Source organism: Actinospica sp., from assembly GCF_035552695.1.
In the GTDB taxonomy this organism is placed as follows: Bacteria; Actinomycetota; Actinomycetes; order Streptomycetales; family Catenulisporaceae; genus Actinospica.
On sequence record NZ_DASZKT010000079.1, the window covers coordinates 46,612 to 57,268 of the forward strand.

Genomic DNA, 10,657 nt, shown 5'->3' on the forward strand with positions numbered 1-10,657 from the left:
CTTCGCGCGGGGGGACGTTCGCGTTCGGCCGGGCGGGGTACAACGTGGGCGGATTCTTGGCGCTTCTTCAGGCGGACGCGGCGCCGCCGGGGGAACCGTCCCCACATCAGATTCGTTGGAACGGACAGATTCGCCGGAATGCGGCGACGTGAACGCGGGAAAGGGCGGAAGCAGTGGCCACCAAGACGAGGTTTGCTCCGGACCGGGGGCTCACCTCCCGGATGGTGCTCGTGATGTTCCTCATCGGCTTGCTCGCGGTGGCGTTCATCGCGGCGCTCATCGCCTTCGTTCCGACGCAGAGCCTGCCGATCGTGCTGATCATCGCCGCGCTGATCCTCGGCGCCCAGTTCTTCTTCTCGGACAAGATCGCCACCTTCGCCATGGGCGCCCGCGAGGTCAGCCCGGAGCAGGCGCCCGAGCTGCACGCGATCGTCGACCGGCTGTGCGCGATGGCGAACATGCCGAAGCCGCGCGTGGCCATCTCCGACACCCCGGTGCCCAACGCCTTCGCCACCGGCCGCAACCCGAACAACGCGGTGATCTGCGTGACCACCGGCCTGATGCGCAACTCGAACCTCACCAAGGAGGAGGTCGAGGGCGTCCTGGCGCACGAGCTCTCGCACGTGGCGCACCGCGACGTGCTGGTGATCACCATCGCCTCGTTCCTCGGCATCCTGGCCGGCATGGTCGCGCGGATGGCCTTCTGGTTCGGCCTCGGCGGAGACCGGCGCAACGACCGGGACGGCAACGCGGCGATGGCCCAGCTGGTCATCATGCTGGTCTCGATCGTCACCTACGCGATCTCCTTCCTGCTCGTCCGGGCGCTCTCCCGCTACCGCGAGCTCGCCGCGGACCGGGCCGGCGCGCATCTGACGGGCAATCCGATGGCGCTGGCCTCCGCGCTGCAGAAGATCACCGGCGACATGGCCAAGATCCCGCAGCAGGACCTGCGCGCCGCCGAGCCCTACAACGCCTTCTACTTCGCCCCGGCGCTGGCCAGCAAGGAGTCGCTGATGGCGCTGCTGGCCACGCACCCGAGCACGGAGAAGCGCGTCGAGCAGCTGATCAAGATCTCGGACCAGCTCGGTTCGAACCAGATCAGCCGCTGAGCCCCGGCCGCCGAGCCCCTGGTGGGGAACGGCTTCAGCGGAACGTCACGACTGGATAGGGTGGGGCCATGGGTCTTCTCGACACGCTTCTCGGCCGCAGCAAGCCGGTGCAGCCGAACCTCGACCAGCTCTTCGGGCTGCCCTCCGCGGCGCTGACGCTCGAGGTGAACGGCACCTTCCGGCCGACCGGCTACGGCTCGGTGTGCTACCGCAAGGCCGAGGGCGTGGCGTTCAGCCAGGTCGAGTCGGACGTCGAGGAGCTGCTCGAGGGCATCGACGGGCCCGAGGTCCAGGTGAGCAAGGACAAGTACGGCTACACCTGGCTGCTCTGCCAGCGGGCGCAGGACGATATGACGAGCCTGGTCAACGACCTGCACGCGGTCAACTCGGCCCTGCAGGACAACCTCTTCGGCCCCTACCTGCTGTGCACCCTGGTGAGTTTCCAGGACGACCGCGGCCGGAAGCTGGCGCTGATCTACCTCTACAAGCAGGGGACCTTCTACCCCTTCGCGCCGCTGACCGAGCCGCAGCGGGACAACACGCTGGAGCTGCAGATCAAGTCCCAACTGGGCAACGACCTGCGGCTTGAGAAGGATTTGTCCCGCTGGTTCCCGGTCTGGGGCGCGCCCGGCCTGTAGCGGTCTCTTCAGTTCCGACTCAGACCACGACCACACACGTCACACCTCTGCCACGATTCGGCTTCCGACTTGCCAGCCGGGCGGTCCATACCGCTAGGCTCGGTCCCCGTCGAGGCGCCCTGACCTGGGCACCGCTGCGCGGTTGTGCGGGACCGTGGAGGAATACGAGCGATGGTGGCTGGGCCGGTGACCGGTGCCGAAGGTGACGAGCAGACGGGTAGCGACGTGCCCGATCTGCGAGTCTGGCCGGAGTTCGGGATTCCCGCGCAGCGGGCCGAGGAAAGCTCGACGGAACCGAGGGCGCAGCCGTCTCCGGCCGCCGAATTCGGCGCCGTTCCGCCGGCCCCGCCCATGGTGGAACCCGCTCCGGGGATCGAAGAGTTCGAACCCGCGTCGGGCGCGGAGACTCAGCCGGATCCCGCGCCGCGGACGCTCCGCTCGGTCCGTTCGCACCGCTCCCGGATGCGGCGTCAGACGTCGAACGGCGTCATCGTGCTCGCCTGTCTGGCCGTCATCTTCCTGGTGCTGCACCGCTTCCTGCCCGACGCGGGCGGGATCGGGTCGCTGCTGGAGACGTGGCTGCCGTGGACCGGCCTGCCGATACTCCTGCTGTTCGTCATCGCGGCGATCGTGCACACCAAGCGGGCGATAGTCGTCACCCTGGCCGCGGCGCTCGTCTGGACCGCGCTCTACGGGCCCACGATGCTGCCGCGCGGCAGCTCCGCCACCGCTCAGCTGCGGATCTTCAGCGAGGACGTGAACGGCGACGCGCAGGAGGCCACGGCCTCCGGGACGATGGCCATCGCCCAGCACGCCGACATCGTGGCGCTCGAGGACATGTACCCCTCGGTCTCCGAGTCGAACGCCGTCAACGCGCTCAACTCCGCGTACAGAAACCACACCGCCGAGTACGAGTTCGGGCTCTGGAGCGCCTACCAGATCGTGAACGCGCAGCCGATCGCGCTCGGCACGACGCAGACCGCACAGTCGCTCGCGCTGGGTGCGCAGGACGCCGGGCTGGCCGCCTCCGCGTCCGGCGCGCCGATCATCGGCGCGCTCAAGGCCACGCTGAAGACACCCGAGGGCGCGCTCACCGTCTACCTCGTGCACCTGCCGCAGCCGGTGCTGGGCGACCAGGGCTTCGCCAAGGTCCGCGACCAGGCGCTGACCAAGTTCGCCCAGTTGGTCGGGGCGGACCACTCGGCCCGGATAGCGGTCATCGGAGACGTCAACGTGGCCGCGACCGACCGGCAGTTCTCCCAGCTGACCGGGGCCGACGCGCTGACCAGCGCGCAGCAGGCGGCGGGGAGCGGCTTCGGCTTCACCTGGCCGGCGGAGTTCCCGGTCGTCCGGCTCGACGACGTGCTCACCCACGGGCTCAAGCCGCTGCGCTCGGTGGTGCTGCCCGCGATCGCCAAGGGGCAGACGCACCTGCCGATCCAGGTGGACCTCGACTACTGAGACTCCTGAGCCGGGGCTGGGCCGCGGCCGATCTACGGCAGCGCGAGCATCTGCTCCAGTGCGGCCTGGGCCAGCGCGGCGGTGTCCGGGGCGACGGTGATCCGGTTGACCGGCTTGCCCGCGACCAGCGACTCGAGCGTCCAGACCAGGTGCGGCAGGTCGATCCGGTTCATCGTCGAGCAGTAGCAGACCGACTTGTCCAGGAAGACGATCTGCTTGTCCGGGTGCGCGTTCGCGAGCCGGCGCACCAGGTTCAGTTCCGTGCCCAGCGCCCACTTCGTGCCGGGCTCGGCCGCCTCGATGGTCTTGATGATGTACTCCGTCGAGCCCACGTAGTCGGCCTTCTCCACGACCTCGTGCCGGCATTCCGGGTGCACCAGCACGTTCACGCCCGGGACGCGCTCGCGGACCTCGTCCACGCACTCCTCGGTGAACCGGCCGTGCACGGAGCAGTGGCCGCGCCAGAGGATCATCTTCGCGTCGCGAAGCTGATCCGCGGTCAGTCCGCCCATCGGCCTGTGGGGGTTGTAGAGCACGCAGTCGTCCAGGCTCAGGCCCAGCTGACGGACGGCCGTATTGCGGCCGAGGTGCTGGTCGGGCAGGAACAGCACCTGCTCGCCCTGCTCGAAGGCCCAGGTCAGCGCGCGCTCGGCGTTGGACGAGGTGCAGATCGTGCCGCCGTGCTTGCCGGTGAACGCCTTGATGTCGGCCGAGGAGTTCATGTACGAGACCGGGATGACCCGGTCGGCGATGCCCAGGTCCGCCAGCACGTCCCACGCCTGCTCGACCTGCTCGGCCGTGGCCATGTCGGCCATCGAACAGCCGGCGGCCAGGTCGGGCAGCAGCACCTGCTGGTCGTCGCCGGTCAGGATGTCCGCGGACTCGGCCATGAAGTGCACGCCGCAGAACACGATGTACTCGGCGTTCGGGCGGTTCGCCGCGTCCCTGGCCAGCTTGAACGAGTCGCCGGTGACGTCGGCGAACTGCACGACCTCGTCGCGCTGGTAGTGGTGGCCGAGGATGAACACGCGGTCGCCCAGCGCCTGCTTCGCGGCCAGCGCGCGCGCCACCAGGTCCGGGTCGCTCGGCGCGGGCAGGTCGCCGGGGCACTCCACGCCGCGCTCGCTGCGCGGGTCGGCCGCCTGTCCGAGCAGCAGCAGCGCGAGCGGCGTGCCGGCGGGCTCCGCGAAGCTTGGGGCCGGACGGGGGCTGCGATCGGTGGTCGTCACGTCCTCGTGCTCCTTGCTCGGGCCGGCCCCGGGGACCGACCGCCTTTATCGTCTAACTGACGTTAAGGCATACTACCCTACGGATATTCCCGCTGAGCGGGACGGCCGCCGTGTGATATACGCCCCGTCCGAGGATGTGCGACGATAGAGAGCGAAGGACGGCTGGCACCTAGCACCGATGCTCGGAATACCACGCCGTCGTTGCGACGTTGATCCGAGAGGGCAACGACCCGACGGACCGTACTGAGATAGGGGTTGGCACGATGTCGGTAGAGGTTGAGATCAGCAGCACCAAGGTCGATGGCATCATCCTCACGGCTGAGGCCGCGGCCAAGGTCAAGAACCTGCTGGAGCAGGAGGGCCGTGACGACCTCTCGCTGCGCGTCCAGGTCCAGCCTGGTGGCTGCTCCGGCCTGCGGTACCAGCTGTACTTCGACGACCGTTCGCTGGACGGCGACGTGGTGTCCGAGTTCGGCGGCGTGCACGTCGTCACCGACCGGATGAGCGCCCCGTACCTGGTCGGCGCCAGCGTCGACTTCGTCGACACCATCGAGAAGCAGGGCTTCACCATCGACAACCCGAACGCCACCGGCTCCTGCGCCTGCGGCGAGAGCTTCAACTAGGCTCACAGGGTTCCAGCGCTTCGAGGCGCACGCGGCAGCAGCCGCGTGCGCCTCGCGCTGTGTACGGGGTGGTCCGCGGGCGGAGCGGCGGTGCGCGGCGCAGCGAGCACCCGCGAGAGCCGGGGGAGGACTTTCGGTGGGATCCAAGGAAAACGGTAGGGCCTCCGGCGCCGCTACCCACAAACGACGACGGAGGCCCTACCTCCTGCGGACCCGGAGCACCCGCGGCAATTCAGCGGGTGGCTGCCCTCCGTATATGGCCCGCCACAGCGTCCACGTCGCCGGGGGGAGAGCGGCGCGGGCGCAGGCTTATGTTTTCCCTACCCCATAGTTGTACCCGGACTGGAGCCGTTCCATCACTCAAAGTGATGAACTCGTAATCCCGTTGGTCTCGACTCGGGATTCAGCCCACCGCCTCGAGCTCCGGTGTCCCGGTGCTGAGTACCACTACACCAGATAAGACGGTCGGATGTCGTGAAAGGTTCCGGGTTTCCTGCTGATTCTTTCCTGTGGGTTTCTCAGCTAGTTCCCAGACTAGCCGATCGCTAACCAAGCTGGGCCGATGCGATCGGCTGACCGTTCGCCAGGTCGATGACCTGGCGCCCGTCCAGCGGCGCGGAGAGCTTGGCCGTCACGAGCATCCGCGTGACATACATCGGACAGATGCGGCCGCCTGCGGGTACGTGTACGAGGCCCACGCCGACGCTGCCGCTCGATTGCTGCAGCACGACGTCGTACTGCCCGCACGCCCCGCCCTGCGACTCGATGCCCAGGTAGAGCGTGCGTCCGTCCGCACTGTGCGCCGCGCTCTGGAACGCGGAGTATTTGGTGCCGGCCGGCGCCGTCGACTGCTGGGAGTTCGGGGTGACCGGAATGCCGCCGCCCGGCAGGGGCTGGGTGCTCGTGGCCGGCCCCGTGCCGGACGTCGCGGTCGTTCGCGACGAGCCGGAGGGCGACGCGGACGCTGAAGCGGACGGCGACGCGGTGACGGCCGCCGAGCCCGAGGAGCTGCTGCCCGCGCTGACGCTGACCGACTTGCTCGTCGAGGCGCAGGCCGTCGCCCCCGCCAGCAGCAGCGCGCCGGCCGCGCCCGCGGCCAGTGCCGAGCCGAACCTGCGTCGGTGCCTCAACGATCGGGTGCTGCCTGTCGTCATCGCTGTCCCTTCTCGGTGGGCCCTTCTTCCGCCGGCCCCCTGGTGCTCACGGCTCTTCTCTGACGCACCGGCTCGCCTGCGGGTTCCGCGCCTCACCGCAATCGCCTGACCAGGTACGCGAGCGCCGAGTCCGGCGCGCCGCGGAGCGGTTCGGTCCCGAGGAAATCCTGCCCGGTCATCCGGCACCAGGCGGGGATGTCGAGCCGCGCGGCGGGGTCGTCGGCGAGTACCCGCAGCACCCCGCCGACCGGTACGCCGCCGATCCGCTTGCCGAGTTCGATGACGGGCAGCGGACAGAGTTTGCCGAGCGCGTCGATGACGACGGACGCGTCGGCGGATTCGCCCGGCTCCGGCTCGGGCTCCGGGGTCGACTCTCGTCCCAGCTCCGGCTCGGGCCGCGCGGCCCGGACCGCGTCCGGCAGCGCGTCGAGGAAGCGTTCGACGTCTTCTCCGCGCGCGTCCCAGGGCAGCGACACGCGGATGTTCCCCTGCGACAGGACGCCCATCGCCTCCAGGACGTGACTCGGCGTCAGAGTCGAGGCCGTGCAGGAGGATCCGGACGAGACGGAGAATCCGGCGCGGTCGAGTTCGAGGAGCAGCGCCTCGCCGGACGCGTAGAGACAGGAGAACGTGAGGATGTGCGGGACACGGTCGTCCGGGTCGCCGACGACCTCTACATCCGGTACCAGTTCGGGGATCCGCGCGCGCAGCAGCGTCGTCAGCTCCCGATGATTCAGTCCCGCCTCCTGCGACTCCGCGCTGCGCGCCCGCAGGGCCGTGGCCGCCGCGAGGATCGCCGGGACGTTCGGCGGGCCGGGGGCCCAGCCCCGCTCCCGCTCGTCCTGCGGCCAGTCGGCGGCGAAGCGGCTTCCCTTGCGCACGGCCAGGACCCCGACTCCGGTCGGGCCGCCCCACTTGCGCGCGGATCCGGCCAGCACCGACCAGCCCGACGGCACCGGCTCACGACCGAGCGAGACCGCGGCGTCGACGAGTAGCGGCACTTCGTACTCGGCCGCGAGGGCAGCGACCTCCGTGAGCGGCTGCCGGGTGCCGACCTCGTGATTGGCCGACTGGACCGCGAGGAAGCCGACGGGACCCGGCTGCGCTAACAATTCGGTCAAGAGATCGAGGCGCACCCGGCCGTGCACATCCACCGGCGCGAGTTCCAGCTCGCCGCCGTTGCGCGCGGCGGCCAATTCGCCCGCATGTATAACGGACGAGTGCTCGACGGCGCTCAGCACGAGCCTCCGCCCGGCGCGCGCCCGCCCCTTCGCCAGGCCGAGCACGCCGTGATGCACCGCCGCCGTGCCCGAACCGGTGAAAACCAGCTCGTCGGCGCGGCATCCGAGCACCTCGGCGGTCGCCTCCCGGGCCGCGTCCAGCAGCATCCGCGCCCGACGCCCCTCGCGGTAGAGCCGGTCGGGCCCGGCCCAGCCCTCGTCCAGCGCGGCCAGGTACGCCTCGCGGCCCGCCGGGTCCAGCGGCTCCCCGCTCGCGGCGTCGAAGTAGACCATGGACCGAGCCTAGCCAGAGAGTGCGCGTGTCCGCCGCCTGACGATAGATCATCAGCGGGATGATGGGGCGACAACTTGTCCGAATAGCCCCTTGTGGCCAGTCATTAGACCGTATGCATGAGCTCCAATGACCCCTCCCGCGAAAGGGGGGTACCTGCCCGCAGGTGGTCCGCGTGGCTGGAGTAGGGTTTGGCCGCAGCATTGAATCAGTGATCCCCAGCCCGCGTAGCCGGGCACCGCCGCGAGCGCGACCCACGAAGCGGGCGCGGCGGAACGGGGCGAGAGATCGGGAAGGTACGTTGAGTCAGCACGGCTCTGAACGCAGACCTCTCCCGCCGCGTGAGAGCACGGGGCGGGCGCGCGTCGACGCGTCAAGAAAGCGGCGCCTGGTCGCCCGCACGACGCTGGCCGGCGTCGTCCTTGTTACCGCCTCGGGCTGCGCCGACAACGCCTTCACCCGGCTCGGCCTGCCCGAACCGGCCTCCACGGAAGCCCCCACCACCCTGCACCTGTGGCAGGGCCAGTGGATCACCGCCTTCGCGGTCGGCGCCCTGGTCTGGGGACTGATCATCTGGTGCTGCTTCGCCTACCGCCGCAAGCGGCACGGCATCGAGGTGCCCCCGCAGACCCGGTACAACCTGCCGCTGGAGCTGCTCTACACGGCCATTCCGCTGATCATGGTCGGCGTGATCTTCTACTTCACGGCCAAGGACGAGACCTCGCTGCTGCAGATCAACAACAAGCAGTACACCTCGATCAATGTCGTGGGCCGGCAGTGGAGCTGGACCTTCAACTACAACTACGACGCCGCGCTGGACAACGGAAACGGCGCCGCGACCAGCTCGGACACCGCGTACGACATCGGCACCGCCGGTCAGCCGCCGACGCTGTGGCTGCCCGAGGGCGAGGAGGTCAAGTTCACCCTGACCTCCCCGGACGTGATCCACTCCTTCTGGATCCCGAACTTCCTGTTCAAGCTGGACGTCGTGCCGGGCCGCGTGAACATGTACGAGGTCACTCCGGACAAGGAGGGCACGTACATCGGTGAGTGCGCCGAGCTGTGCGGCGTCGAGCACTCGCGGATGCTGTTCAACGTCAAGGTGGTCAGCCCGGCCGACTACCAGGCGCACATCCAGCAGCTGATCGCCACGCAGCAGAACGGCACGCTCACCACCGGCTGCGGCACCAACACGACCCTGGTCGGCACCAGCCTGACCACCACGGGCTCCGGAATCCGCTGCGTCGTCGGGCCGATGACCAGCGTCAAGGGCCAGAACGCAGTGGGAGGCGACGCGTCATGACGGCCGTCAACGATCCCGCGGTCACCTCCGTCCCCTCGGTGACGGCCTACCGCACCCGGCAGCCGGGGCAGACCTTCATCAAGTGGATCACCTCCACCGACCACAAGGTCATCGGCTTCCTGTACCTGATCACCTCGTGCGTCTTCTTCGGCTTCGGCGGTCTGCTCGCGCTGCTGATCCGCACGCAGCTGGCCCGGCCGGGTCTGAGCGTGCTCTCGCCGGAGCAGTACAACCAGGCCTTCACGATGCACGGCACGATCATGCTGCTGATGTTCGCGACCCCGCTGTTCGCGGGCTTCGCGAACGCGATCATGCCGCTGCAGATCGGCTCGCCGGACGTGGCGTTCCCGCGGCTGAACATGGTGGCCTACTGGCTGTTCCTGTTCGGCTCGCTGATCGCGGTCAGCGGCTTCCTGACCCCGCAGGGCGCGGCCGACTTCGGCTGGTTCGCCTACTCGCCGCTGTCCAACGCCGTGCACTCGCCCGGCGCCGGCGGAGACATGTGGATCATGGGCCTGGCGCTGTCCGGCTTCGGCACGATCCTCGGCTCGGTGAACTTCATCACCACGATCATCACCATGCGGATGCCCGGCATGACGATGTTCCGGATGCCGATCTTCACTTGGAACATCCTGCTGACCTCGGTGCTGGTGCTGCTCGCCTTCCCGGTGCTGGCCGCCGCGCTGTTCGCGCTGGAGGCCGACCGCCGGCTCGGCGCGCACATCTTCGACGCCTCCAACGGCGGCGCGATCCTGTGGCAGCACCTGTTCTGGTTCTTCGGCCATCCAGAGGTGTACATCGTCGCGCTACCGTTCTTCGGCATCATCTCCGAGGTCATCCCGGTCTTCAGCCGCAAGCCCGTCTTCGGCTACTCCGGCTTGGTCTTCGCGACGCTGTCGATCGCCGGTCTCTCGGTGACGGTGTGGGCGCACCACATGTTCACCACCGGCGCGGTCATGCTGCCGTTCTTCGCGTTCATGACCTACCTGATCGCGGTGCCCACGGGGGTGAAGTTCTTCAACTGGATCGGCACCATGTGGCGCGGCTCGCTGAGCTTCGACACCCCGCTGCTGTGGTCCGTCGGCTTCCTGGTGACGTTCCTCTTCGGTGGTCTGACCGGCGTCATGCTGGCCTCGCCGCCGATCGACTTCGCGGTGCAGGACTCGTACTTCGTCGTCGCGCACTTCCACTACGTGCTGTTCGGCACCGTGGTCTTCGCGATGTTCGCCGGGTTCTACTTCTGGTGGCCGAAGTGGACGGGCAAGATGCTCGACGAACGATTGGGCAAGGTCCACTTCTGGACGACCTTCATCGGCTTCCACACCACGTTCCTGGTCCAGCACTGGCTCGGCGCCGAGGGCATGCCGCGCCGCTACGCGACCTACCTGGCCTCCAACGGCTGGACCACGCTGAACACGATCTCCACGATCGGCTCGTACCTGCTGGCGCTGTCGATGTTCCCGTTCCTGTACAACGTGTACAAGACCGCGAAGTCCGGCAAGCGGGTCACCGTGGACGACCCGTGGGGCTGGGGCCGCTCACTGGAGTGGGCGACCTCCTGCCCGCCGCCGCGGCACAACTTCAACTCGCTGCCCCGGGTGCGCTCCGAGTCCCCGGCCTTCGACCTG

The 10,657-nt window shown here is 68.8% G+C and carries 9 protein-coding genes; 6 read left to right on the forward strand and 3 right to left on the reverse strand.

Features of this window, described 5'->3' with window-relative positions:
- The first annotated feature begins 173 nt into the window (after positions 1–173).
- The 3 genes from htpX to VG296_RS10675 all read left to right on the forward strand — a co-directional run bounded on the left by htpX (position 174) and on the right by VG296_RS10675 (position 3,208).
- Positions 174–1,109 carry a zinc metalloprotease HtpX gene (gene htpX / locus VG296_RS10665; RefSeq protein ID WP_325565480.1) on the forward strand — a complete coding sequence of 312 codons (936 nt, stop codon included), beginning with the start codon at positions 174–176 and terminating at the stop codon, positions 1,107–1,109.
- Positions 1,110–1,177: 68 nt separating this feature from the next.
- On the forward strand, positions 1,178–1,747 hold the full coding sequence (gene pspAB, locus VG296_RS10670) for a PspA-associated protein PspAB (protein ID WP_325565481.1): 570 nt from the start codon (positions 1,178–1,180) through the stop codon (positions 1,745–1,747).
- Positions 1,748–1,918: 171 nt separating this feature from the next.
- A complete protein-coding gene (locus VG296_RS10675) occupies positions 1,919–3,208 on the forward strand; it encodes an endonuclease/exonuclease/phosphatase family protein (RefSeq protein ID WP_325565482.1) in 1,290 nt (429 codons plus the stop codon).
- A 32-nt stretch (positions 3,209–3,240) separates the two neighbouring features.
- Here VG296_RS10675 and nadA read toward each other — a convergent pair whose 3' ends face one another.
- A complete protein-coding gene (nadA, locus tag VG296_RS10680; RefSeq protein ID WP_325565483.1) occupies positions 3,241–4,437 on the reverse strand; it encodes a quinolinate synthase NadA in 1,197 nt (398 codons plus the stop codon).
- A gap of 263 nt (positions 4,438–4,700) precedes the next feature.
- Here nadA and VG296_RS10685 point away from each other — a divergent pair, with 263 nt between their 5' ends.
- Complete coding sequence (locus tag VG296_RS10685) at positions 4,701–5,060, forward strand: iron-sulfur cluster assembly accessory protein (protein WP_325565484.1); 360 nt, start codon at positions 4,701–4,703, stop codon at positions 5,058–5,060.
- A 545-nt stretch (positions 5,061–5,605) separates the two neighbouring features.
- On the opposite strand, the gene VG296_RS10690 is transcribed toward VG296_RS10685, so the two are convergent.
- Together VG296_RS10690 and VG296_RS10695 are read right to left on the reverse strand one after the other, a co-directional pair.
- Complete coding sequence (locus VG296_RS10690) at positions 5,606–6,214, reverse strand: hypothetical protein (RefSeq protein ID WP_325565485.1); 609 nt, start codon at positions 6,212–6,214, stop codon at positions 5,606–5,608.
- 92 nt (positions 6,215–6,306) lie between these two features.
- Entirely contained in the window at positions 6,307–7,728 is a 1,422-nt protein-coding gene (locus VG296_RS10695) for a cysteine desulfurase/sulfurtransferase TusA family protein (RefSeq protein WP_325565486.1), read from the reverse strand.
- Between the two features lie 299 nt (positions 7,729–8,027).
- Here VG296_RS10695 and coxB point away from each other — a divergent pair, with 299 nt between their 5' ends.
- Positions 8,028–9,029 carry a cytochrome c oxidase subunit II gene (gene coxB, locus VG296_RS10700; protein WP_325565487.1) on the forward strand — a complete coding sequence of 334 codons (1,002 nt, stop codon included), beginning with the start codon at positions 8,028–8,030 and terminating at the stop codon, positions 9,027–9,029.
- On the forward strand, positions 9,026–10,657 hold a 1,632-nt coding region (gene ctaD, locus VG296_RS10705), incomplete at its 3' end, for a cytochrome c oxidase subunit I (protein ID WP_325565488.1). The genes coxB and ctaD, both read left to right, overlap by 4 nt.

What these genes read in the sequence shown, in the direction of transcription:
- pspAB (WP_325565481.1), top strand. Translation starts at nt 1,178, where the DNA reads ATGGGTCTTCTCGACACGCTTCTCGGCCGCAGCAAGCCGGTGCAGCCG.
- VG296_RS10675 (WP_325565482.1), top strand. Translation starts at nt 1,919, where the DNA reads ATGGTGGCTGGGCCGGTGACCGGTGCCGAAGGTGACGAGCAGACGGGT.
- VG296_RS10685 (WP_325565484.1), top strand. Translation starts at nt 4,701, where the DNA reads ATGTCGGTAGAGGTTGAGATCAGCAGCACCAAGGTCGATGGCATCATC.
- VG296_RS10690 (WP_325565485.1), bottom strand. Translation starts at nt 6,214, where the DNA reads ATGACGACAGGCAGCACCCGATCGTTGAGGCACCGACGCAGGTTCGGC.
- VG296_RS10695 (WP_325565486.1), bottom strand. Translation starts at nt 7,728, where the DNA reads ATGGTCTACTTCGACGCCGCGAGCGGGGAGCCGCTGGACCCGGCGGGC.